Origin of the sequence: Tangfeifania diversioriginum (genome assembly GCF_900141875.1) — a bacterium.
In the GTDB taxonomy this organism is placed as follows: domain Bacteria; phylum Bacteroidota; class Bacteroidia; order Bacteroidales; family Prolixibacteraceae; genus Tangfeifania; species Tangfeifania diversioriginum.
The window spans coordinates 41,771-68,066 of the sequence record NZ_FQZE01000004.1 but is presented as its reverse complement, the minus strand read 5'-3'; the positions used below and the strand labels follow the sequence as shown (position 1 = coordinate 68,066).

Genomic DNA, 26,296 nt, shown 5'->3' with positions numbered 1-26,296 from the left:
GCAATGCCTTTCCGTAAATCGGAACAAGTAGTCCCGCGTTTGGCGGGAACCCGACGACGACTTCCTAACACCGGTTTCAGGATTGTGCAGTTATTAAAAGGTTTTTAAATTTTTGAACGAAAAAACCGTTAAGGCACCCTTTAAACAAAATACAAATTTACTACCCAAGCCGCATCATTTTACCTTCTTTGGCATATTCTTTTTGGATGCCCTTAACCAGGTCGTTTTTCGAAATTACGCCTGATTTTTTTTCAAAAGTTTGCAATCCGGCATAATGAATTACATTGACAATATTGGCACCGGTCAAATCATAATCGCGGGCAATTTGTTTCAGCACAATATTTTTGTCTAACCGGGCTTTTTTAGGCAGGTAATTTTCCCATAAACTCAACCGCTCCCGGGGACCTGGATTTTCAAATTCTACAATAGAATTAAAACGCCGTGTAAAAGATGGGTCAATGTTCGTTTTCATATTGGAAGCCAGAATTACCAGTCCTGCGTGTGATTCAATTCGCTGCAACAAATACGAAACTTCCTGATTGGCGTATTTGTCGTGGGCATCGCGCACATTGGTCCGTTTTCCGAATATGGAATCAGCCTCATCAAAAAAAAGTATCCAGTCTTTATTTTCCGCTTTATCGAAAAGCTTTGAAAGATTTTTTTCGGTTTCGCCAATGTATTTCGAAATGACCATGGAAAGATCGATGCGAAACACATCGCGGCCTGTGTATTTCCCTAAAAGAAAGGCCGTTATTGTTTTTCCGGTGCCCGAAGGTCCATGAAAAAGTACCCGGAAGCCGGGTTTTATTTTGGCTTTCAACTGCCAGTCGTTCAATAGTTTATCGTTGTAGTCCAGCCACGTTTCTATCTCTTTTATTTCATCGCGTGTCTTTTGCTGAAGGACCAAATCATCCCAAGTAAGAGGTGTAGAAATCAGTTCAGCAGGAAAATCGCTGCTCAGCTTTGGTTTTGAGATTTCGCCAAGGGTGAACAATTCAACGTATTCCTCATCGAGAATCAGCTTGCCGCTCATCAACGGCTCGCCATCGCCCGGATGTTCGAGGTGAAGCACATTATTTCGCGCCAAAAAGCTGGGTTCGCCAAAAAGTTTGGCCACGGCAGCACGCTGCTCAAAATCATTACCGGCCAAAATAAAAAGCGCTGTTTCGCCGGTGGGTAAAATTCCCCGGTGGTTTTTTCCTTTCACACCGCCAAAATCGGGAAAATCGCCCCCGTTGGGAAAATAATCAGCAATAATGGCATTAAAAAATCCGGGGTTGATTTGCGGAACCAGCGCCAAAAGCAAAATTACAGTTTCGTTTGCTGAAAGCTTATTTTTGCGAACAAACTTGTAAAAATTCGATTCTTCCGTTTGGTTTTGAGGGAATTCAGGAAAAACCATTTTCTTGCCTTTCAGCTCCGCATCCAGGCGTGCACGAATTACATCGCTTAAAAATTGAAGTGCTTTTTTGTTACTCATCGTAAAATCAGAATCAGTTAATTTCTCAGTGCTTTTTTATTTTGCTGAAACAGTATCGGCAGCAGCCTTTTTTAACAGGAATGATTTTACATTGCTGAGTTTTTGCGTAACTTCCACATTTTGTAATGATTTTACCTTCAGGTTATTTTGTGAAACCACCGGTTTTATTGCCTCTTCTGAAAGTTCACCCGTTATTTGCAAATTATTTAAATTTGAGGCTGGTTCAGCAATCTGGGTGTTTCCTGATTCAGAAAGTGTTGCCTCCTGCTCAGGTTCTTCCTGCTCAGCTTCTTCTTCCTGAGCCATTGCCGAGACATTTCTATTTACCTGTAACTGAGTTTCAGCTAGCCGTTTAATATCCCTGGCTTCCTGGTTGGTATTATCTTTTTGAAGAGCCTTATCAGCAAGGGTTACAGCTTTTTCAGGGTTCCCAAGCAACAAATTCGATTTACTAACTTCCATAATATCTTCAGAATCAGTTGCTCTTTTCTCAAGTTTCTCGGTGTAAAGTTCCACTTTTCGTCTGGACGTGCTGTCTGCAGGGTTTTCAATGTATTCTTCCAGATGCTTTCTGAAAGCAATCCGGTCTTTTGAAATGGTTATTTCTTTTATGCTCGGGTAGCCAATCATAACAATAGGAATAACAAAAAACAGAAGCAACTTTTTAATTTGCTCTTTTTTGATAATGTAGTATAACAGCCCGGCGCTGAGAATTAAAAACAAAATTACACCAAGTAGTAAAAGGGTTATTTCGTATAATAATAATCCGTCAAATAAATCCATCTCTTTAAATTTTAAAATCGTTACTAACTCACATTTTTCAAATAAGCGCTGTTTTAATTTGCGCATATTATTTCAGTACCACGTTCGACATTCCCCGCAATTTTTCAATGTCCGATTTCACACCAGGCCGGTTGGGGAATTTTTCTTTGATTTGATCATAACGGTTCAGTTTATCGATTTTTTTCGCTTCATTTTGAATTTTGCCGATTCGATTTACTGAAAAAGAACTCCCGGTATTTTTAACAATTTTTGAAGGAGAATCTTTTGTTAAAATAACCCTTTCTTTTGGAGAAGAGGTTAACTGGTAATTCCCGAGCGCAGTATCTACCGGGTTTTGAATAACTTTTTTTGGCACCAAAGATTCTTTTTTCTCGAAATTTTCAGTTTTTGGTTTTAAAAGGTTGGCTTCCACTTGCAGCCCGGTTGGAACGTGTTTTTCGGCGCTTCTTATTTCATTTACCGCAGGTTCGGCATCACCGGGCGTGTTTAGCGCTCCTCTGCCGTAAACAGGTGTTACGGAATAATATACAATTGCTCCTGATTTTACGGCAGTTTTCACTTTCGATTCGACACCACTTTCATGCAGCCGGTTTCCTTCTTTCGAAAGCGGGGTCATGTTTTTCCATACACCCGGCCCGTGGACGTTGTGATTTAGCAAATGCCCCCTGACATAGTAACTGCTGCCCCCTTTTCTTCGTTTCAGCAAGGAATCAAAAACTTTATGTCTTCTTGAAGTCGGGACACTTCCTCCCGGACCTTTTTGAGTCAGCTTTTTGGCAACCATTGAACTGCCCATAACATCACCCCCACGATTTTTTGATTCATAGGTTACTTCAGTTTCGGGTAAATCGCCGGTGGCCGTTCCAAAAAGGATTTTGGCATGAACGGTTAGTTTTTTCATCAAGGCTTCCAGTTCCTGTTGTTTTTTCTTCCTGTTGTTGTTTTTCTCAGTTTCATTTGCCCCGGTAACCCGTTCCCTTTTTTTGGCATCAATTTGGGTGGCAATGGCTGCAGCCTGCTGTTTGGCCGCATTTTTCTTTTCATCGTTGCCCACATCAACACTGGTGATAAAATCGGAAAAAGCAGTTGGATTGCTCGCTACCATCAACTTCGCTGCGTTTTCTTCACCCGTGAAATAAATTTTGTGATTTTTCCCGTCGTCTCCTTTAAAACTGGTTTTTGCTTTCCACCATTTGAAGACTTTTGCCGCGGCTCCTTTAATTTTGCTGCCTGCTTTCCGGAACCAGTTCCTGGCTTTCAGGATTACTTTATCGATGGCTTTATCAATCCGGGCACGAATTCGTTTGATCAGTTTTTGCACTTTTGAAGCCAACCCGCCGATTCCGAGCAACGAAGCCAAAAAACCGATGACGACAGGAATAGCCTTTGCCAGTGCATTTTCAATGGCCTGTGCCACTTTTGACACTGACCCCGAAGCAACCGCTTTCACCCCGTCGATAAACGCACTGACCAGTTCAATAATTTGCCGGCCCCGTTCAATGAAAAACTTCACAATATCGATGATCATCATGGCCGCTTTCACAAAAGCAGCGGCAGGATTCATCAGGCCAAGCACCCATTTGATTCCGGCCTGGATTACCTGGGTGATTACCATCTCTTTAATGGCACCAATCACGGTTTCTTTCAGGTCGTTAAATTGTTCTTTTATGTAATTCCACAACCCGGCAATTCCGTCTTTCCGGATAATCTGAAAAATCTCAAATCCTGTTTCAAGGGCTTTTACAACGGGCTCGCCCAATAATTTCACGGCCTTTTTTCGAATGTAGTCCCAGGTAAGTCCGAGCACCTGCATCACCAGACTAAATATTCCTTTCAGGCTGAACAAATCGTCGGGAATGGTTATTCCCATCGATCCCAAAGCGCCGGTCAGCCAACCAACCAGCCCCGCAGTAAGATGTTTGAGAATATTGCTTCCAAAATTTTTGAATCCCTGCGAGATACCGGAAATCAGGTTTCCGAGGAATCCAATGGGGTCTGCCACAATGGTTTGAATAACTGAAATAGCAGAGGCCAGCAGATTAGTGAGTGTGTTTTTAATTTTTATTATTGTTTCGATTACACCTTTTACTGCATCCAGCGCTTTATCTACCAACCCGCGATTGGCGGCTTTCATTTCTTCAATCCGGGCATCCACCGCCTGCAGGCTTTCGGTGTATTGCTGTGCCAGTGAGTCAATCAATTCATCCTGTTTGGAATCGACGGTGTTTTCTAGTTCATCGAACCGACTTTGAATACTTTCGGCAGCCTCCCGGCCAATTCCCTGCAATGCTTCGGGCAATGCGGTTACATAATTTGTTACTTCCTGTTTGCCTTTGGTAATACGATTTTTGGCTTCATTGAGTTTTTGGGCCACATGTTTTGAAATGGCGGTTAAAGCCACATCCATTTCATCAATATACTTTTTCCGGCCTTCGGTAAAGTAGGCATTCACCTCATCGGGAATTCCCATGAATTTATCTCTCAACCAGCGGCCTTTCCCTCTCAGCCCTGAATAGCGGCGTGATTTATAAGCATCCATCCGTTGTTTTACATGGGCTTCGAATTTTTGTTTTGCCTGTTGCGCCGCCGTGGAAAACATGCGTGTAACGTCCTCGTCAAGCGATTCCAAAATCTTCTCAACGTCCGTTTTTGTCTTTTCGTAAATGACATTAATTTCGGAAGCAATCCGTTCCCGCTCCGCAGTATCCCGGGTTCCTGTTTGTTGCTGCTGCCCGGCCACCTGGTTTAAAACTAATCCACGCTGGCCATGCATTCCCTGAAGCTGCTCCTGATTTTCCACTTCTGCCTGCTGACGCGCTCCCGACAATGTTTGTTGTTCATTCTGTCGAAATTGTGACGGAGCATTTACTGTATTTTCGCGGGCTTCCTGTTTGGCCGATAGCGCCTGATTGAATGCGGGTTCGTTTGATTTTGATAATTGCTGGTCGGTAATTTGATTTTCAGCCATGGTTTGATCCACTTCCTGCATATTCTCCTGCAATGGCTGATTAACCTGGCTTTCCGGCCGGGGATCAGGCATGGCATTTTGAGCGTTCGTTTGTCCGGGGGGGCTTCCTGTCTGAGGTTCAGGTAGCGCTTCCATCTCTCTTTCCGGTACGGAGCCCACGTCCGGTTCGCTGGAAGTAGCTTGCTCGATGGAACCCGCAGCCTGCGATTGTTCCGTGGCCACATCAGACTGGGCTGCCTGGCTCACTTCTGCAATATTGTTATTATTTTCAAAATCAGCGGCTTGCTCCTGATTTTCCGGCAACTGCATATTTTGAATCCGTTGCATTAACCTTTCTTTAAATGCTTCGGCATTGAATTCACCGGGTTCCTGTTCATTCATCGTTTCCACCTGCGAAGCCTGTGCCTGGCTTTCCCGCTCGTTGGAAGGTGATGGTGCAGCATTTTGGGCTTCCTGTGCAGCTGAACCGGCGGGTTTATGTGTTCGCTGCTTTTTGGCCTCATTTTTAATTTTTTGTTTGGTGGCTTTAAAAGCCGGATCCTCTTCGGGTGATTTCGGATAATCTGATTTTGATTCTTTTTCACCTTCTTTTGCCGCATTGGGGGTATCCTTTTTTCCGGTTTTATTCTTTTCAGTTGCCCCCGGAACAGTCTTCTTTGTTAATTCTTTTTTTCCTTCCTGTTTTGCTTTTTCCTCACCTGTTTTCTGTTCAGATTTTTGGTCCGGGACATTTGTACTGTTTTCTTTTTTCCCGCTTCCTACCGGAGTTGAAATGGAGGATTCTTTTTGTTTACTGTCGTTTTCCGGTTTCGATTCGGCAGAAACCGCTCCCTGCTGGATGGTATGAGTTACTTCGTGTGCAAGCAGGTGCTGGCCGGAACGGGTGGCCGGGTTGAATTTTCCTTCGTTAAAATAGATGTTGTTCCTATTGGTAAAAGCCTGTGCATTTAACTTTTTTGTCATTTGCACGGCATTGTTGTCGGTATGAATCCTGACACCTGACAAATCCACGCCCAGGCTGTTCTCCAGGTTATTCCGCACATTGCGCTGCAATTGGCTGCCGTTTCCCTGGCTCTGCCTCAGCGATGATCCAACGGAAGCATCAGGCGAAAGTGCAACAGCGGTGTTACTCTCACTTTTTGCCTGCATTTCTTCCTCCTCTCCTTTCATCTGCACCTGCTCTTCTTCCTCATCCTGTTGCATTTGAACTGGCTCTTCCTCCTCTTCTTCTTGCAACTGAACTTGTTCTTCTTCCTTTTCATTTTCCTGCTTTTGGACAGTTTCATTCAACCGGGCCTGAATATCTTCATCGTCTTCATCCTCCTTACGCTGAACAACCGGGGTAATGGTTTCAGCCAATGGTTTTTCCTGGATTTCTTCTTCTGGTTTGTTTTGAACGGAAGGTGGGGCGGGTGAAAAAAAGGAGGCGCTCTTTTGCTGCTGATGGTTCACTACCCTGTCGGCAACCTGGTCGGCTTCAACTTCATGCTTGTCTTTGGGCTGGCTTACATTAAGTCTGGCCTGGATTCCCAAAAATCCGGAACTCCCCGCTCTCTGGATAAACGGAGAGCGGTTGGTTGTTTTCGATTCCGATTTAACTATGGTTGCCTTCATTTTCTGTTACCATTCAACAAACAACAATTCTTTTCTCAACGAAAGTTTTACAATGGAAATATTCCACTCCAGCTTGTCGAGCAATGCATCCTGAGGTTTACGCTCCATTAATAATTTATATTTTTTCCCATCTTGTAACAACTTTCCTTCGCGCTGTAAAAACATTTGCCTCAACCCATCGGGCGAAGTATTTTTCAGCGCCGGCCAGTTTTTTATGGCTTCTTTCAGCATAATTTCTGCCTCTTTCCTTATTTTCGGAGTTAGCAGGCTTTGCCGCTGTACAGGCATTTTAAGCGGAATTCCGCAAAGGAATTTTTCAAAAATCATATTTCCTTCCAGGGTGTTTTCCTGACCTGTAGCCAAAAAATGAAGCACCTGAACGGCTAAATCACGATTGCCGGTCATAATCATTCCGTGTTGGTCAATTACTTTTATGACCGTGAAAAAATGCTTTAAAAAAGGGTGCAAAATGATCAACCCACCATTTTCAACCAATCTTTCATTTTGTGAATCTTCTGCAAAATTTGATTGCTCCGTAATATTTTCATTTTCAGATAACTTCGAATCAGCTATTTGCGGTAATTCCGGAATCAGGTTATCAGGAAATTGATTGGTTTTAATTATGGACAGAAGATGGTCTAATGTTGGCTGAAACTTTGAGCTTGTTACCAAATCGGCCGGTGCTGCCTTTAAAATAAAAATACTTGCTTCTGCCAGTAAGCGGATGGTTTTATGCTCCATCACATCAACATTTTTTAGTAAAACCCTGAACCAATTGTAAAATGCGTCAGTGATTTTTTCAGCGTTTGTTTCAGCCGAAACACTGATAATCATTTCAAGAAACGGGGTTTTTACCTGATGTGGCAAAGCTATAAGCAGAGACTGGATACGTTTTTCTCCCAGTTCACTTAAAAAAGGATTCATTTTTATAAAAAAAGCCCCAACCATTTCGGCCGAAAACTGGGAAACAAAGCGTAGCAATGCCAAACGATTTGACTGCAATAACTTCTCGATTTTTTGAATAAAAAACTCGTTGTCAAAACTTTTTAGCCAGTTTTCTTTTTTCTCAAATTCCCTTATTTGTTTCCCACTCCCGTACCACGGAAAATAACCATTAGCGAGAAAAAAAAGGAATATTTCTTCGTGGTTTTTGCCCCTCGAAAGATTTCTCACCCCACCTGCCCCATCATCAGAATACTGTTCAGCAGAACTTTTTGTCAGCTTTTTGGCCAGTTCTTCTTCAAACCGGTGAAGAAGGTCCTCCTCCATTCCTTTGAAACTATCCACGTTTTTTACCGATAAATCAATTTTCAATTCATCGAAACGGATTACAGCGTCGGGATTATCGTACAAATCAAGCAAATGTTCAATTTTAGGAAACAATTCATCTTTTAGAAACCCATCGATGTTTTTGGTGAGTGAATTGGCAGTATTCACCTGCGAGGTATTTATCTCCAAAAAAACTTTATCGATTATGTGAACAGTTTCTCTCATGAAATCAATTTGTTTTCAAGAATAATTTTCCAATGTTCTTCGAGTAAGGTGTTTCCCTCAATTTTCGCACTCCATTTTTTCAAAAAGGCGCTAAATGATTCCGGAATAGCAACTTTCTGCTCTTTCAATTTTTGGAGAATTGTAATGATCTGATCCAGCAACTTTGTCAGTATTTCTGCTGAAGCCTGGATGGTTTCTTTATCCTGGCAAGCCAGCACATTGTAAAACAGCTGGAGTTGCAAAACAAAAATTTGAAGTAGCCGTTTATATTCTTCACTTTCAGGATTTTCTGCCATCCGGCTAATCATTTCAGCAGTGGAATCCAACAACTCTGTGAAGAGCTCCGGTAATTTGGCGTTGTTTTTACCCGAGAGGAAATTTTGTAAATCATCGAGTACGCCTTTATTAAACTCAGCAGTTCCGCCATATAGCTGACTGGTTGACATCCAGACAGGAACAACAAAATTGGAATCCGGAAGATTTAATTTGAAAAGTATTTTTAAATCATTACTGATGATTTCACCGGTTTCATCAATGCAGATATCTTCTTCGGGCTCATCATCAATAAAATGGGTTTCAGCCGTTAAGTCCTGCTTATCGGAGCCACAGAACTCGCTAATTGCTTCGAGACTTAATCTCCATGCTGTTGGACTATTTGGGTCGAGATTAATAACCACCGGGGATTTGTCAGCTCTTTCCTGTTTTTTGCCATTAATTGTCCAGACATAATTATCTGCTCCCGTTGAATTATTGGTCAAAACCAACTGGTTACCTTCCTGACTTGCTGTGAATTTAGCTACCGGTGCTTTATGCACTTTAGCAGAAAAATCGGCTGTCTTTCCGTTTACTTTAAAAGAATGTTCGCCAATGCCTGCTTTGGCCGGAATGAAAATGTAATTACCGTTTTCATCGTGTTCAACGCCCGGTCCTTCAACTTTAACATTGGCACCGGCATCTACTGTAAATGGATAGGCTTTTTCATCCTTCTCACAATAATTTGCTTCGGGAAGGAAAACCTCAATTATAATTTCAAAAAGCCGGATTTCATGTTCCACCGTGGACGAGCAAACACCATTTGAGGACACAACTACCAGTTTTACCACAACCGAATTATTCGCATTGTCGGGCAACTCCTGGTAGCGGTGCGAAGGGCTCTTTTGGGTTGAAGTGGGACTGCCGTCCCCAAAATCCCATAAAAATGAAACACCTTCAATGTCGCCGGATGGTTCAAAGGTAATTCGCTGGTTAACTGCAGCTCTTTCAGGAGCTTCGAAATCAACCTGCGGGGCTTTAAAAACTATCAGTTCGGCATCGGTAATCTGCTGGTTCACGGTGAAACGAATTGTCTCACCCAGCAGTTCTTCAGGGAAAGCATTCGCATCGAAAACCAGTTTTTTATTTTCAATTTTCATTCCCGGGACTTCCCTGTTCGCCTCCACAATTCCATCCTCAGGAAATACCTCAAAATCGATTTCGGAATCTTTTCCGAGACAGATTTCATCTTTTTCGAGCAACAGACGGGCCGGTGGTTTCTGAATAATGAAATTTACCGGTGCACAATCGGAACAGCACATATATGGCAGTGAAAAATCGGCCACTACCACATTGTTGGAAATTTCGTCGGCTGCAAGGGCACCGGACACCATTCTTTCCAGTTCTCCTTTTAACTGTTTTTCGTATTTTGAAATATTTTCTTCTGCAATCATACCTGATTTGGCAGCATCAATATATTTTTCCAACCGGCTTATCCTGTTTCCAAATGTTTCGGAAGCTGCTGCCATGCCCTTTTCTGTTCCAAGACGTTCTTCAAATTCAGCATCTTCCGTTGCTTTTTCTTCTTCTGCCGGCTTTGATTTATTCAGGTAAACAAGCACAAAAGTTCCTCCGGGCTCCACGCCGGCCTTGTGTTCCAGCCCCGGGTGTTTTTCTACAAATTTTGAGAGTTGCAACCGCAGTAAAATGTTTCTTTTTCGCTGATCAATTTCTTCAAGCAAAACTTCCAGCTTTTTTGCAGAGCAGCAAATAGAAGACAACTGGGTAATTAATACGCCCATAAACGCTTTCAGCTGAGCCGAAAGTTCAATGTTTTGATAGGAAGTTTTCATTTTATCGACGCGGTTGCACAACTCCTTCAGCGTTAATTTGTAATTGGCAATATTTACATCGCTTACATCAACCAGTATTCCCGGCATTTTTCGGGACAAAACATGGGAATACGCCATTAGCTCGATAGATTGATCGATTACAAATGCTTTTACTTCGGGCTGGTTGCTCCAGGCATCGGTATCAATTTTTTGATTGGCCAGATTTTCAGCCTGAACAATTAAATCGTTCACCGACCCGTCTTTGTATTGCTCAAGTATTGGTAACATTACACTGCCCAAAGCGTTTTCATCGGTAATTAAATGGTCGGAAACAATATTGCTTTTTGAATAAACTGCTTTGTAATAAGTGTCTTTGGGCTGGGTAGTACCTTCAAGTTTTGAGGCCTCCCTCGTGGCTTTTTCGGTATTGGCAGAAGTGAAGGTATCAACACCAAGCCGGGCTTCAGACATCGCTTTTACTCCTGATATATCTTTCAGGTTTGTTCCGGGTTCGTTCATGCTGAAACCGGAAAAGAATTCCGAAACTTCGGCAAGAACGCACTCCTGCTCTTTGGTCCAGGCACGCAGCAAAACCTTCAAATCTTCAAACTCACATTCATAATCGTCAATGTTCAGGTTTTTCCGGTTAATGTTAACCGACAATGCTTTTACATCGAACGCGAGGCCGTAACTATTTTTAAGTTTATCAATTTCTTCCAGAACCGTTTTGTAATTTTTCCCCTGATGACCTTCAATTCTGTAAAAATCAAAACCATCAGTATTATACAGTAAAGGTTCCCGGATATGTGGTGCCTCCGATAACAGATTGGTATGATAACTCAAATTGGTATCTGATTTGTGTTTTTCAGCTTTAAGGTGATTCCAGTTCTTTAAAAGTTTTTCATTCAAATTGAAATAAAATGGAATGGCACGACGGCTTAACACTGAAAGCTTTCCGGAAGGTGTGATTTTGGTTTCGCCGACAAAAGTTTTGAACTGCGCAATCATTTGAAACAACCGGGAAACAAGGCTGTGGCATTGTTCAATTTTATTGTTCTCATTATTCAGAATTGGGGATTTATAAAACTCGTGCCGGTAATTTTTAATTTTCGTGTCTGCTTCATCGATGCTACCCAGCATTAAATGTTTGGGAAAACTGTTGATATCAGGGCAACACTCATATTTCAACGACAAAAGCAAACTTTTTATTTCGTTGTAAGTATCAACAATATCTTTTATAAAATCGTAACGGTATTGAATGTTGAACGGAACATTATAGGCACCGAATTGTAAAATCGATTGCAATTTTTTAAGCGATGCATTCAGTTCATTGTCTGAAATTTCCATCTTTAGAATGGGTTCAAACTTCTGTGCAATCGTTTTTATCCCTTTAGTCAAGCCTGAAAGTAACGAATCATCTTTGTTGAGCGCCAGAAAATATGCCCGTTTCAGTTCATTGTAATCAGCCGAATTTGAGGGGTTTAGCACGACCCTGCGAACAGCCACGTCGGGCAATTTAAACACAGAATCGGCAATATTGTGTTTCGAGAAAATGGAATCGAGCCCCAAAATGTAACTGGCATCGGTTTTTGAAACCAGCAAAACCCTGAGCCTGGCCACCTGTTCCACTCCCTGATTATCGCAGTCAACGGCCGTACACAAATCACCTTCTTTGGCAAACGATTCGAGGTAGAGCACCACTACTTTGTCTTCCAGGTTTTCGAGCGAACCTAGCGGATCGGCATTTTCGGATTCCTGTGGCAGAATTTCCCACATGTCAAGCGGAACTTCCTTTAAGTTATCGCCTTCACTTTCAAAGCGTTTAAAAAAGTGGTAGTTGGCAAAATTATCCTCAAACTTTCTCACCCATGAATATTCAATCTGTTTCAAATCAACACTTTTCAGAGCTGATTCAGGGATATTTTCTCTTAAAAGTAACAGGTCGCCATCAGTGGTTACTCCGGCGCCCTGTGAAATGATAACAGAAGGGTTGGAAGGATTGTATTTTATTTTGAACCCGCAGACAATTCCCACGCCGCTTAAAATAACACGTGATAACCGATCCTGGTCTTCAAAATAACTGATAACCCCGTTGAGCTGGCTTTCCGTTAAAACCTGGTTTTCGACAAAAGAATGGTATTGCGTGCTGATTTCGTTTAATTTCTGTGCCATAATTCTTTCATTTAAAGGTTTCCAATGTTGGTGCGTCCAAGGATAATTCTGCCTTTCAATTCATCGTCTTCATCATCACAATCAATAAGTTTACCTGTTGGATAAACCGAATTCAACTCATTTAGCGCTTTTATCAGATTTTTCAATTTTAAATTATTTTGAGCCTGCTCCAGATTGGTTTTGGAAACCAAAAATTCGCGGAAGGCTTTTTCAAAATTGAGCATGTCATTTTTATTGTTCGGTACTTTATTTTTTCGATCGCCTACCCAGCAAATGCGGGCAAGAATGTGAGCCGGAATTTCTTTTCGTATGAGGTCTTCCAAATAGTTTCTGAATTCTTCGCTGGCAAACCGGTAAACCCAACCGGGCAAAACTACTGTTACACGGAATGAATACGGGTCAACCGGATTACATCCGTTGCAATCGTCGGCACAAACCGGGATAAAGGATTCCAATGGAGAAGAATTCGCTGTCACGTCAGGGCGAAGCAAGATGTGTTCGACTAAAAACATTCCTTCTTCGCTAAACTCATTCGCCATAAAATCAATGATTTCCAGCAGGGCATTTTTCAATTCATCCTGAGTGTCGTAATAAGTAAACTGCCGGGCAATAATTCTTTTGGTGCTTGTGGGCGGAGCCTCCAAATCGATTACATCGAATGAATATTTTCCGGATTCCGCTTTCTGGATTTCGAAGTTTTCCACTTCGGCTTCATCAAAAATCTCATTTTCAAATGCTTTTTCTATTTCTTCCGATGAAGACTCAACTATTTTCAAAACAGAGAGGTACAGTTCGTTTTCAGCCAGCTGAATGGTGGGATAATTTTCGGTGGCCGATAAAATAATTTCATCGTCGGTGTTATGAATCCTCCAGCGGAAAACAGTTTCCCCATCGGAATCTTCCAGTTCATAAATCTCCACAAAAGAATCGGAAAGGTTGCGCCGGTTGAAATTTTTCATTCCAATTAACCGGGCAATTCGTTTTTGAACGCCCGCTACATTGTCGGTATTCCAGAGTTCAGTTTCGGGTTGCCTGAAATAATTGAAAGCACTTCCCCGCTGCCGGCTGGTGACATCATAATCTTTTAAGAATGAATCTTTTGAAAGCAGCACAGCTTTGTCGGCGTAACTGCCGTAAAGTTGTTTCATCAAAAATGCATAATCGCTGAATTTTTCGGAAAACCGTGCAATCAGGTGATCGAGCAATTTGTTTTTGCGCTCCACATTGTTATCCAAATCTGCTAATAGTTGTTCTGTCAGAGCCTCCGGGTCTTCTGCCGGATAATTTCTAACCAGCTCTTCAAAATCTTTTATGTCTTCAACTGCCTGGGTGAAATACGTTCTTTTCAACTGATTGTCAACCGACAAGACATCTTTCACTTTCCCCAGGTGAGCAAAATAGGTGGCAAACACCTGGTCGAAAAACAGCAAATAACCTTTTAGCTGTTTGGCCTGGGATTTCCGGGCTGTTTTTGCCCGCTTAGGCAAACCGTTTGGCCCAATTCCATAGGTATCCGGGAAATCATTTTGAATGGTTGTGGTTTCATTCGTTCCAAAATTTTCACCCGCGGGAATTTTGGGTTCCATATTTACAGTTGCCTGGGCCTGTTCTTCTTTTTCAGCTTCCCCGAGCTCTTTCAGATAGGCTTTTACCTTTTTGTTATTCACGTTAACCGGCAAAACACTTTTATAATAACTGAAAACACTTTGGTCGCAACGAACGGGCTTTTTCCCGTCCTGCACACAAATCAACCATTCATCTTCCTCGTTTTCAGGGTATTTGCAATCATTAATTGAAATTTCTTTTATAACCTTTACGCCTTCAATATCCGAAATCAACTGCATGATATCCGATAAACGAACCTCAGTGCGCAATCCGGCTGATTCCAGCTCCCGGGGATCGACAAACCCTTTTGAAAGCAGCGGGCCTTCAAAAATCTCATCGGTTGTGTACCCTTTGCTGAGCATCTGCTGCAGTGAATAAAATTTCAGCGAAGGCGAGAAATAGTCGTCAATAGCCCGCAAAACCTTTGCATGAACCAATTCTTCATCGGTATCAGGCAGCACCTCAATTTTTGCACAAACCGAAATAGGATGGTTTTCAACTTCGGTAACTTCAACCAAATCTTCGCAAAGGTTGCGGTTGGCATGGTAAATGGTTCGGATTTCTTCTTTTATCCGCTCTATTTCAGCATCTTTCAATTCATCAGTCGGAAATTTTTCTTCGTCCAATTCATCAAAATCAACAATAATAGAATAGAGCCCCTGTAAATCGAATTGTTGTTTATAATTTTTATGAATTTCTTCAAAATCAGCAGAATTATAGGACAATTGTCCATTTTTACAATCCACCCAGACACTTTTTTTATACGGTTTCAACCAGCAGTTTTTCACCCCATCGATATCAATAAACAATTTTCGGTAATCATTTTCGGTAACAGGCTTTGACGGTAAAATCTGTGAAGCTTTAAAAAACTGGTCTTCTATTTTTGCTGAGCTGTCGTTTTCGGGCGAAAGAATATTTTCAACAGGCATTTGGAGCCGCGTGCCAAGGTCGGTAATGGCGTAACACAGCATTTCAAGCATAGTAATTCCCGGGTCATGGGAATTAAAGTCGGTCCACACGTTGCCGGCCAGTTGTTCGATATATTCCTGTCCTTTTTTTCGCAGGAACGAAAAATCGAGGTCGTCACCCGTTTCAACGTTTTTAGGCAGGGTAATATGTTTTTTTAGCTCTGACATTTTTCTTGTGTTTCAGTAGTTTCCTCGTTACAACTTTTGCTTTTTGTGCTGATAGAGTGCTGTTTGGACGATACCAGGATGGCCCTCGGGCTTGAAGGTGCCACCGCTTTTGTGCTGACTTCAGTTCCTTTCACCAGTTTTACATCTTCCACATAATCCACATAGCTCAGTTTTTCAATGTAATTGACAACCAAACTCCGGTGCAGCGAAACTCCAAAATCGATGCGTCCGGTGCGTTCAAAAGCCCAGGGAGAAAGCAACCGGGTGATGTCTTCATTTAATTTTTTCTGATAGAAATTTTCGTCGAAGCCTGCGTGGAATTTTGCTTTCAGTTCAACTTTTACTTCCTCGTAATCAGGATTGGCAATAACTGCTTTGACGTGAAGTGAATTGTGCCGGTTAATGAATTGGCTGATTTCATTAAGTTTGGCCTGACTAACCCGTGGCTGATAAATGTCGAAAACATTTTTGTTGGCTATGTCAGGAATTACAATCAACACCACATTTCCCGGCGAAAGAAAAGCGTTTTTATACGTGTGGTTCAGGCATTTCACCTTAAAAATTTCCGGGAATTTTTGCAATACCAGGTGTTCATAATCCCAAACAGTTACAGCTCGGTTTTTATGGCGCAGTCGTTCGCTGATGCGCCGGTAATAGGCTGTGTCCGATTCTTCAGGCATTCCTCCGAATGACGAAAACGGCTGGGAAACACCTTTTACAGCAGCACTCCGTTTTACCATCTTTGTAACGGATTCTGCAGGAAGTCCTTTTTCAAGGTGCGACAATTCGTTTCCATTATCTCTGAATTCTGCCTGAACGGCTTGTGCCTGTATTGAAATTACCTTGCAAACCGCATCGTAATTTTTATGGATTTTAACTTTCACCCAAACCAGGCCAGCCGGCAATTTTGTATTATTTTCCGTTACTTCTTTCGGAATGGAAAACCGCACTATTCCCGATTTCAAAAAATTATCGGTTTCGTTGGAAATCATATAATTAGAATCGATATTTTTCCACTCGTTCCGGCACATCACAAACCACTCGGCCTTTTGATCGCCGGTGAATGAGCCGGCCAGCGGATTTTCGCTGCCTTCCAGTACCTGCACCAGCAACGACACCGTTTGTTGTGGTTTTGCATTTTCGAGGCCAATGTACAGCTCGCCACCTTTGCAGTAAACAGGCAGAAGATTTACTTTTTTGTCTTCAGTATTTAAAAAATTAAGCTGATGCTTCAGCCACGGATGTTCTTCCGACTGCCCAAACGGATGTTCGTGAAACAGCGTGAGTTTGTTGGTTGCATATCCTTCTTCATTGGCATTTAGGTTGATGCTGTTTGCTGCCTTATAATCAAGCGAAATTTTTTCAACCATTGGCGTGTATGGTTCGTTAGGAATCAGCACATTTTCATCCTCGCTTTTAAAAGCCAGCGCATAAATTTTGGGAAACAGTTCGTGCAAAAACGACTGGTTTAAGGATAATCTTACCGGCCCGTTTTTATCTTCCTCAAAAATTTGCGATGTGTTGGAAACCTGGAACTTTGTTTGAAATCCGACTCCCTTTGGACTAAAAAGTGGTTTTGCATTGCCTCCGTCAACGGTATCCCACTCCTCTTTGTTCAGAATATCAATTTTAGCAGTGAAATAGTTGTTGCTGTTTACAATTAAATTATCGGGGTTTTTAAACCATGGAAAAACGTTCATTTGTGCTTGCAATGAAGTCCGTTCGTTTTTAGGAATTTTTGATCGAAGTGTTTGGCTCATCGCTTCAATATCCAGCATGCCAAATGAATAGGTGGAAGGACTTGTTTGAGCGAGATGATCCTTACGGTAAGCAAAATACAAATCAATAAAGGCATCTCTGCTGCTGTTTTCCAATTTTTCAGGCGTGTTTTTCCAATCCATTTCCACATCCAGCTGTGTCCAGCGTTTTTTGAAAAGCTCAGGGCAGTCGATGTAAAAATTCGAACGTTTTACGGGCTGGGTGCCAAACGGATAAAAGGGTTTTTCGGCATTCAGTTTGCCAATATCGCTTTCGAGCAAAAGGCTTTTTACCCCGCGCACATCCACTTCCACATTCAGGTTTTCGAGTTCATTTTCTACCAAATTCCGGTAAAGGTCAAAACCGGCTTCGTTTTCGGTTTTAAAAAGTACCCTGCATACCGGAAGGTTGGTTTTGAAATTCTCACCCAAGACCTCTGAATTATACGGAACAACCGGCTTTTCATCTTTTGGAACCTGAAAAGCGATTTTCAATTTTTTCTGGCCCGGATTAATTTCTGAGGTGAATTCATTTCCTTCTTCGACCTCAAAACCGGGCATTATTTCGAAAGGCCCCAGCCATCCTTTTTCGCCCGAGCAGTATATTTCCAGATTGTTACGAAGAATTTCGGCTGATACTGCACCGGGAGCTTTTGAAAATTCGGCTGTTATAAAAACATTTCGTTCGCCTTCCTGCATTTCGAGCACTTCGGTTGCCAGGGCGAATCCCACTTTTGCATCCGGTAGTTCCGGGTACTTTGCATCATCGTAATAACCAAAAGGCCACCATTTTATTTCATTTTCAGGGAAGTCAGCTCCCATTCCATCATACGAATTTGCTTTTTCCGCGGCTTTCAGTTTTTTACCGGAATGGGTGTTGTAAACGCTTTTTAACGAGGCAACAGTGCTCTTATTGGCAACAAACTCTTCGGTAGTTTTATAAATTCGTTTTACACCTGCAGTGTCCTTTCCTCCATCTAATTCTGTTTCTTCAGATATCTTCTCACTGGTCACATTTTTTGCCAGCTCAAAAATCAGATGTACCTTATCGGGTGTGGCCGGGAGCTTTTCAATTTGCAGAATATTTTTGTAATAAAAATCGAGGTGCCGCTTTGTTAACTGGTTAAACCGCTTTTTTGAGAATTCAAGTAATTTTATGAAACTCACATAAAGCGCCAGATGAGGATTTAATGTTTTCCCGGTTTCAACACGCGATAAAAAATCCTTAAATTCCTCTTCAGCAACAAAAAATTTTGTCCAGTCGCCGGCCGGGTTTTCAAAATCGCTGGTATTGAAATAGTTTACATGCTGCGCAAAGCGATATGCAAAGCGCATCCATTCTTCCAGACTAAAATCATTCAGTTTTACAGAACCGGGATCGAGCGATTCAACAAAACGACTGTATTGGTCGGTGCCTTCTCTTTTTAACGTTATATTTTTGCCGCAGTCAGACATATAAATTCAGTTTACAGTTCATTCCCTTCTTCTTTATAAAAAGGAAATACCATGTTTTTTCGCGAATTCGTGGTTCGTATCGTATAATCAATGTTAATCATCAGCACACCATTAAGCTCGTCTGCTGCATCAATATCAATTTTGTTGACATCAATTCGTGGTTCATGGTAAAGAATGGACGTTTTAATTAAATCGATGACGTAAGTTTTCAGGGTGAGATTCATCGGCTTGAACAGCAATTCTTCGAGGTTGCAACCGTATTCAGGCAGCATTATGCGTTCGCCCGGCCGGGTAGCCAGTAGAATTTCGAGACTGCTTTTAATATCTGCTTCATCTTCAAGCATTTTTACCGCACCTGTCTCCTTCTGAAATTCAGGAGGAAAACTCCATCCTCTTCCCAAAAATGATTTCTCTGTATTCATATCCAAGTTATTTCCCAATCAAAATTTCCAATCACTTTTACCACTGGTCTTATCCGCCTATTAAAACAGTTGGGCTACCGGCCACAATTGAGCCGCCATGTGCTGTAAGATCCCCCATTCGTGCAGCGGGCATCCCGCCAATCAATACCGTGGCTGAGCCAACTACAATGGAATCGGGTGGTCCTGAGCAGGTAGCCATATCGCCTACTCTTGCTGCCGGCATCCCACCAATTAAAACCGTTGGTTCGCCGGGTGGCAGAACTGGTCCCCCCACATGTGGAACGGTGCCTGTCACCATCGGGCAGGTATGCATATCTGTTATTCTTGCTGCTGGTTTTCCCATAATATTTATTAATTAATTTGTACAACTGAGCCTTTTATTACTGCCGTAGCACTCGATGAAACTTCTGCTCCTGCGGTACCTTCGGCTTTAAATTGGGCATTTGCTGTTACCGTTACATTTGTGCCTTCAATATTTACATCGCCGGTTGATTTTATTGAAATATCAGCAGGACTGTCGAAAACAATTCCGCCTGAGTCGAGCGTAATTTTATTGGAATTTTCGTCCTCCAATTCAATGATTCCGGCATCATCATCAATAACCACCTTTTTCCCGCCGGGAGTTTCCAGCACAACTGATTTTTTGTCGTCGTTAAAAATGAATTTCATTCCGCTGCGTGTAACAAATCCTTTTTCATGATTATCATCCGAGGCAGTCAGCGGTGCGGGTTTGGCGCTGCTGTTCATCATTCCCAACACCACTGCGTCGTTGGGGTCTTCGTTAATGAACCCCACAATAACTTCATCGTCGATTTCGGGCCGGAAAAAAGCTCCGCGGTTTTCGCCTGCATCGAGCGAAGCAATTCGTGCCCATATGCCCTGGTCCTGGCCGTCGATTACAGGTAACCGAACCAGAATGCGGTCTTCGCCATCAGGATCGTTTTCCAGTTGCGTAACAATACCAATTTGCAATCCATTTACAGCTGCCATCAAGCCTGCTGCCGGTAAATCATTGATTGAATGCGATTCGGTAAACCATTTGGGGTTAATTCCGAATTCGGCATCAACAGTCCAGTTTCCTTCTGTAATCTGGTGGCGAACAGCTGAAATATAAACCTTCCCACTGAATCGTTCGCCCACTCCCTGCAACTTAATAAGAGTTCCAGGTTTTACGCCCGGAATACCCTGAAATTTCATGCGGCCCCTTATCTTTGCCATTTGATTAAACAGCCATTTGGCATCAGCCCATTCCTGCAGCGCAGTGTTGTTGGCTCCGATGCCTGCTTTCAGTTCAAGGTTTTGGAGTCCTGTCACTTCCGATAATTCGTTTGCACTGATATTGCCATTAAGCGAAATTCCAGGGTCATTGGCTTCCATTTCAAGCAACTCCTGATCAGCAGCGTTCCACCCGAAAGAGGTAACTTTTTGAAACTGGTTGCGTGCATCTATTTCGGCATCAAAATCGAGTAAAGTAGCTCCGTAAGAAACAGTTTCCGTTTCTGCCTGCGATACATCCGGTTTTTGAAATATCAATTTGCCATTATCCACAATGCACACTTTGCCATTTGCCTGTGCCCGGGTGATGCAAAAATCCCAATCAGTAACATTATACTGAACCAGCTCCTTGTGAGTGACATTTGAAGATTCTACCTCATTTTCCAGGCCGTAAGTTTCAATAATTTCACTGATAATATCACTATCGGTACTCTCGTAAAAATATTTACTTTTACGGCCAACCGTCATTTTCACTGCTTCATCTTTGCATTCAACAATCAAAAACGACTGGTTATTCCTTATTTTTAGATTGTGCTTGATTACCATGCCTTTAAAAACAGTTTCTTCATCAGAATGGTAACCTGCTTTAATTTCAATTTTTTTCCCGGGAATAAACAGATCCTTGTTACTCAGGGCAAAATCCTGCGCAGCCGGATCGCCATCGAGCAGAACAATTTTTGCGGTGGGAATGCGGTTAATTTCCTTTTCCACAGCGATATTCATCACCTGGATTGAACCGGAAATTTCTTCGCCGTCAACCAGGATTTTGTGCGTAATTAAATCGGCCGAACGCGATGTGCTGATTACTCTTTCTTCGGGCATAATTATGAACTTTTTTCAAGTGGTGGAAAAAATATCTTTTGTCCCACTTTTAGTTTTCTGAAATTCAGAATGTTGTTTGCTTTTGCAACTTCTGCATAATATTTCGAGTCACCGTAAATCCGGTAAGTCATAAGCGGAAGGGTATCTCCTTCCTTAACCTCACGCACGTGAGTCAGGTCGGGCGAACTGTTGTTTTCCATGGCCACCCGCAGGTTGTCTTCCACAAAGCCTTTAAATTTTGCGTTGGCAACAGCCCTGAGCGGTGTCCCATCAGACTTGAACAGCTTGAATGTGAGATCCATTTCGGAAAGCGTGCCTTTAAAAAGAAGGGTGCCCCATGAGATGATGAGATAATTGGGGCGGTGCTCATCACCATTGTAATCGAACACCACTTTTTTAAAATGTTCCACATCGTCGATTACTCCGCCGCCTTCATCCCTGAATGTTTTATCATCGGCAGTTCCGGAAGTGCCATAATCGGTAATAACCCCCGTGCGATCGAAAACAAATTCCAGTTCGAGCCCTTCGGGAGGAATTTTGTTAAAACGGGGAGCTCCCCCACTTGTTCCCGGCGCCTGTTCTTCGTTCTGCTCAATTTGATATTTGTATGTGTATTTCTCAGGATTCAGCAATGTTCTGAATTCGCCATCGGCCACTTCTTCCGAAAATTGCTCATCGCAAAAAGCCTTAATACTCAGTTTTATCAGTTCACCGCTCATTTATCTTTCCTCCTTTTTTGAAAGAATTTCCATCACCTGCTCCACGCATGCAGCAATAAGCAGTTCTTTCTCTTTGTGTTCCATTTTGGCTGAACCACCGTTATTCTGATTATCGTCCACATTTATTTTAATGTGCAGTTCCTTAATTTCTATGGGCATATTATTTTATATTGAAATAGTTATAAGCCAGCTCAATGGTTTCAATTACAATTTTGCTCTCTTCGGCATTGAAATCAGCCATGGCCCACTTTACCGGATAGGCGTGCACCACATTCCAGGTCATGAGAGGCTCGTGCTCTTCATTCAGCAGGCTGATGGTTAAATCAACTGGTTTGATGTCGTAATCTTCCACAGCATCTCTGCACCATTTAACGAGCCCCGAATTTACCAGCACTCCTCTTTTCAGCACCAGGTTGGGAAATTTTGTGCGAACCGGCAACTGGTGTTTAAACCTGTTTTCACCTCCTTCGGCAATTTGTTCGGTTTCGAGTTCAACAGTTAAACCCGAAACCGACTGAAACTGGAATTCGCCTTCGATGTGGGAAAATTCCACCTTAAAATGAAATCCCAAAGGAGGATAATAGTTTGCCATTTTTATTCATTTTGAATGGTTAAACCTTCGTGCACTATTTCCATTGACTCGATGGCCACTTCGTTACCGTCAGCTTTCAAATCGGTGGACTGGATTTTTGCCGGCCAGGCGTTTTTCACCTTCCAGGTCACCACCGGTTCGTGCTCTTCGTTGAGCAGGCTGATGGTGATGTCGCGACGCTCTATAGTATTGAGTTTCACGGTATTCCACCAGTTGAAATATTCGTTATCGGTTGCAAAAGTACCCCGCTTTAAGGTGATGTTGCTGAATTTCTGCATCCCGGGCATTTTAATTTTTGAGAACTCCGGACTTGCCCCTTCGCGGTATTCCACTACCTCCGATTCAACATCCAGCCCCGAAACTTCGGTAAATCCTATTTTTGTTCCACCCCACTCTACCTGGAAATGAAACTTTACCAATGGATATGTAGTTGCCATAATTATTTGATTTTAATTGTTTTATAATTTATTTACGATTCCTGCATTTTGTGAGAAAATTTAAGTACAATGAACTCGGCCGGACGAACTACTGCCATGCCAATTTCAACATGCATATATCCATTCAGAATATCCTGGGCGGTCATTGTTTGTCCCAGTCCAACGCGCACATAAAATGCCTGATCCTGTTTGGCTCCGGTCAAAGCGCCGGCACGCCACTGAAGTGTCAGGAAATTTTCGATCATCGCCCTTACTTTTACCCAGGTGTTGGCATCGTTGGGTTCGAAAACAAACTGGGAAGTAGCTTTTTTAACCGACTCTTCCACCATGTTAAAGAATCTTCTAACGGCAATGTATCGCCATTCATTATCGTTGCCGGCCAGTGTGCGGGCTCCCCAAATGAGTGTACCTTTTCCGGTGAAGGCGCGAATGGCATTTACTGATTTTCCGGCTTCAGCATCCACATTAAGTCCTTCCTGTTCTTCGTGTGTAACATTTACGGATGGGCCTTTCACAGCTGTTATGCTGACATTTGCAGGCGATTTCCACACGCCACGTTCGCGGTCCACAGAAGCATATTTCCCCACAACAGCCCCGCTGGGTGGCAACACAACTCCTTTTGAGCTGATGGCATTAACAATACCACTATACACCGGATCTACTTCCCTGAGCAGCTCTGTACGACTTTTTCGCGATGCCTTCAGCTCGGTGTAGAAATTATCAATCAGCTTTGCAAGCTTGTCTGCCAGTGCTTTAAAATAGGGTGCTGCATTGGCAGCTGTTGATGAAGCTGTGTAGATATCATTTTTGTCAGTTGAAGGCGGATCAAGCGTATAATCGGAAAAATCTCCTGCAAAATCGAAAGTATTATCCAAAAGTGGCGAGGCCCAGGGAGAATCACTGTTTGCAGTCTCGCTAAAATGATTGTATTCATACAACTTTTTTACGAGCCCGTGAAAATTGGAATCCTCCTTTTTAAACTTTTCATGAATGCTGAAAGCTGAATTGCTGTCATCCGGATCGTTATCAGCCGGAGAAAGCGAATAAAAAGCGGAAAAATCAGCATAAAGTTTTGCTGCAAAATCTTCAAGCGATGTTTTATTATCGAGGGTTACACTTGTATCAGCAGTTAATGGTTGCTGACTGGAAATATCATCATCAATATTTTTAATGGCTCCCACCACATCGCTGTTGAACAGTGTTTTAACATCAATATTTGAACCTTCTTTTTTAAATGTTCCAGCCAAAATGGCATCGTAATCAATTTTAAAGGGCAAAGTAGTTTTAATCCAGGGATAGTAGGCCGCACCATATTTCAGGTAATTCATTCCCACATTATTCCTGAATTCAGCCACCGGATCGTCTGATGGTGTAATTTCCTTTTGGCCGCCAACCAAATCAAGCACGGCAAAACGGTCTTGCAGCTTATTACACTGGGCAAGCATAGCAGCGTGAACTTCACCGGCCTGGGCTTCACTTAAATGAACTGTTTCAGGAATTACCAGCAATGTTGGTAAATCTTCTTTTTCCAATGCGGCCAGGCCAGCAAGCAAATCTTCTTTTTTTACATCTCCGGGTTTTGAATTATAACCTCCAACCGAAACGATAAAACACTCGCCCCCGCCGTTGGCATAAAACATACGAACAGAGTCGAACAACAAATTGATGCTGTTTACTTTTGCCGATTTCACTGAATTATCAGCTTTAAGTTCAACCTCAATATTGGTAGGATCGGGAGCACCGCCAAAATAGAATTCAAATTCGGGCAGTGACCTGATTTTCACAGGCCTGATAATTTTTTCGGGAGTAGCATCGTGATAATCTTCTCCGTCAACAACAGCCTGTTCAGTATATCCCACAAATGCGGGAATGGCCGTTTCAACTTGCGCTACAGACGGCGGAAATTTGGAAATCTCCTCAATGTAAACGCCTGGTGTTTTGTAAGATGTTGCCATAATTACTTCTTTTTAGTTTTACATGATTATTTCTGAATATATTTTATTGTTTGCTGAATCTGGTTTGATAAGCTTTACATCCGGATTGGGCAGCTCTTCACCATCCAGTTCAACTATTATAAACCCGTTTTGGGTTAACGGTTGTTCCGATTTAGTGACCAGCACCCTGGGATCACCGTTTTCAACTTTTACATTATCATGTGGTTTTACTGATTGGTCGGTGTCAAAAACATACCGCCACAGCGTACTCCTGTTCAAAAATTCAAGCTTAAAGACGGGGATGTCCGCCTGGAAATCTCCCTGAGCATCTGTTATATCATGCGATGCGTTTTGGCCTTTCATGTATATGCGAATGATGCCGAAGAGATTTTTTTGCTGTTCAGCCGAAAGTTGCTGCAATTCTTCGACTTGTGAGTCCGCGGATAAAACAAATGAGTCGTCAGCAACTTCATTTGAATTTTTTAAAGGAATGAGCGGAAATCCGGGATTTTCGGAGCTTAACCGCTGGTTGGAAAAATAGTGAAGCTTACGGGCATTTTCCAGCTCCAAATTGGTGTAGTTCAAAAAATTGTTATCAGATAGCTGAATAACAAAGGTGAGATTAAAATTGTCTTCAATGGGAATAAACGGTTTTTGCGGGTTATTGGCATCCTCTTCTGCCCAAATTCCAAAGCCTGAATTAAATTGTGAAAAAACCATCTTCCGACCACTCAATTTTTGCAGGTCAGCGGTGACAGGCGTTATATTAAAAAACCGGTTAAAGTTGTACATTTTCAACTGTTTAGCCTTATTCTCTTCTGACATATCGTCAAACTCCACTTTTCCTTTATTCAAAAAATACCTGTGCTGTATTTCAACCCTGAAAAGTTCCTTGTATTTCACTGAAAAACTCATTGCTGCAAATCGTTTAGGTTTCCGCCAATATGAGTAATCACTTCAGATGATGCCAGTTTTTTATCTTTATCAATTTGTACAAGTTGTATTTTGTAAATCACCGATGGTAACTGCCTACCGCCCAGCGTGCCCCAAATATGATTTTGTTCTTCGAACGAAGGAGAAAATAATTCAAGGTTAAACCTGAAATAATTAAGCTCTTCAAATGCAACATTGTTACGGTTGTAAACAGTGTTGGTGGAGGTAAATACCTTTTTCCCCTGAAAGTATTCAATTATTTTGGAAATACTGCGCAGCGATTTGTCGTAAGTGTCGCAGTTTGCGCTAATTAAAAGATACAGGTTTAAATTTACCGGTTGATTTTTATACGCTGTTTTGTTGTCTTTTACCTCGAAATGCGGTGTGTTTTTCAGCGTGGTTTCTTCCTCAATTTTCAACAGCGAAAGCACCACCTTACCTTCCACTTTCTTTTCGTCATTATTATCTCCCGAGCCCCACAAGGCAATATTATCCAGCGCAATAATTTTTTCTAATCCTATTTCAGTAAAATATTTTTCAAGCTGTTCTTTTAAAATCTGTAAGGTTTCGTAAATCATTATATTTTCAGTTTTAATGAGCTTCAAATAAATAAA

At 42.2% G+C, this 26,296-nt stretch carries 17 protein-coding genes; all 17 read right to left on the bottom strand.

What is annotated here, in order from left to right; translation table 11 throughout:
• Positions 1-160: 160 nt before the first annotated feature.
• On the bottom strand, positions 161-1,480 hold the full coding sequence (locus BUC07_RS03600) for an ATP-binding protein (RefSeq protein ID WP_073165701.1): 1,320 nt from the start codon (positions 1,478-1,480) through the stop codon (positions 161-163).
• A gap of 36 nt (positions 1,481-1,516) precedes the next feature.
• Positions 1,517-2,263, bottom strand: a complete 747-nt coding sequence (locus tag BUC07_RS03595) for a hypothetical protein (RefSeq protein WP_139279458.1) — start codon at positions 2,261-2,263, stop codon at positions 1,517-1,519.
• A 67-nt stretch (positions 2,264-2,330) separates the two neighbouring features.
• Positions 2,331-6,845, bottom strand: coding sequence for an eCIS core domain-containing protein (locus BUC07_RS03590; protein ID WP_073165697.1), 4,515 nt, complete (start codon positions 6,843-6,845; stop codon positions 2,331-2,333).
• 6 nt (positions 6,846-6,851) lie between these two features.
• On the bottom strand, positions 6,852-8,339 hold the full coding sequence (locus BUC07_RS03585) for a contractile injection system tape measure protein (RefSeq protein WP_073165695.1): 1,488 nt from the start codon (positions 8,337-8,339) through the stop codon (positions 6,852-6,854).
• Positions 8,336-12,595 carry a PKD domain-containing protein gene (locus BUC07_RS03580; protein ID WP_073165680.1) on the bottom strand — a complete coding sequence of 1,420 codons (4,260 nt, stop codon included), beginning with the start codon at positions 12,593-12,595 and terminating at the stop codon, positions 8,336-8,338. The genes BUC07_RS03585 and BUC07_RS03580 overlap by 4 nt, the downstream gene beginning before the upstream one ends.
• 11 nt (positions 12,596-12,606) lie before the next feature.
• Positions 12,607-15,336 carry a hypothetical protein gene (locus BUC07_RS03575; RefSeq protein ID WP_073165677.1) on the bottom strand — a complete coding sequence of 910 codons (2,730 nt, stop codon included), beginning with the start codon at positions 15,334-15,336 and terminating at the stop codon, positions 12,607-12,609.
• Positions 15,324-18,548, bottom strand: a complete 3,225-nt coding sequence (locus tag BUC07_RS03570; RefSeq protein WP_073165674.1) for a baseplate J/gp47 family protein — start codon at positions 18,546-18,548, stop codon at positions 15,324-15,326. Before BUC07_RS03570 ends, BUC07_RS03575 begins: the two co-directional genes overlap by 13 nt.
• An 11-nt stretch (positions 18,549-18,559) precedes the next feature.
• On the bottom strand, positions 18,560-18,970 hold the full coding sequence (locus BUC07_RS03565) for a GPW/gp25 family protein (protein ID WP_073165671.1): 411 nt from the start codon (positions 18,968-18,970) through the stop codon (positions 18,560-18,562).
• A 49-nt stretch (positions 18,971-19,019) separates the two neighbouring features.
• Positions 19,020-19,313, bottom strand: a complete 294-nt coding sequence (locus BUC07_RS03560; RefSeq protein ID WP_073165668.1) for a PAAR domain-containing protein — start codon at positions 19,311-19,313, stop codon at positions 19,020-19,022.
• A gap of 8 nt (positions 19,314-19,321) precedes the next feature.
• Positions 19,322-21,067 (bottom strand): type VI secretion system tip protein VgrG, encoded by a 1,746-nt coding sequence (gene vgrG / locus BUC07_RS03555; protein WP_073165665.1) that lies wholly within the window; start codon positions 21,065-21,067, stop codon positions 19,322-19,324.
• 2 nt (positions 21,068-21,069) lie between these two features.
• A complete protein-coding gene (locus BUC07_RS03550) occupies positions 21,070-21,786 on the bottom strand; it encodes a CIS tube protein (protein WP_073165663.1) in 717 nt (238 codons plus the stop codon).
• Positions 21,787-21,945 carry a DUF5908 family protein gene (locus BUC07_RS20860; protein WP_175552454.1) on the bottom strand — a complete coding sequence of 53 codons (159 nt, stop codon included), beginning with the start codon at positions 21,943-21,945 and terminating at the stop codon, positions 21,787-21,789.
• A gap of 1 nt (position 21,946) precedes the next feature.
• Positions 21,947-22,378: a phage tail protein gene (locus tag BUC07_RS03545; protein ID WP_073165661.1), complete on the bottom strand. Its 432-nt coding sequence runs from the start codon at positions 22,376-22,378 to the stop codon at positions 21,947-21,949.
• Positions 22,379-22,380: 2 nt separating this feature from the next.
• Positions 22,381-22,815: a phage tail protein gene (locus BUC07_RS03540; RefSeq protein ID WP_073165657.1), complete on the bottom strand. Its 435-nt coding sequence runs from the start codon at positions 22,813-22,815 to the stop codon at positions 22,381-22,383.
• Positions 22,816-22,847: 32 nt separating this feature from the next.
• Positions 22,848-24,770, bottom strand: a complete 1,923-nt coding sequence (locus BUC07_RS03535) for a phage tail sheath family protein (RefSeq protein ID WP_073165655.1) — start codon at positions 24,768-24,770, stop codon at positions 22,848-22,850.
• Between the two features lie 18 nt (positions 24,771-24,788).
• Positions 24,789-25,664 (bottom strand): hypothetical protein, encoded by an 876-nt coding sequence (locus BUC07_RS03530; protein WP_073165653.1) that lies wholly within the window; start codon positions 25,662-25,664, stop codon positions 24,789-24,791.
• A complete protein-coding gene (locus tag BUC07_RS03525) occupies positions 25,661-26,260 on the bottom strand; it encodes a Pvc16 family protein (protein ID WP_073165650.1) in 600 nt (199 codons plus the stop codon). Before BUC07_RS03525 ends, BUC07_RS03530 begins: the two co-directional genes overlap by 4 nt.
• Positions 26,261-26,296 lie beyond the last annotated feature (36 nt).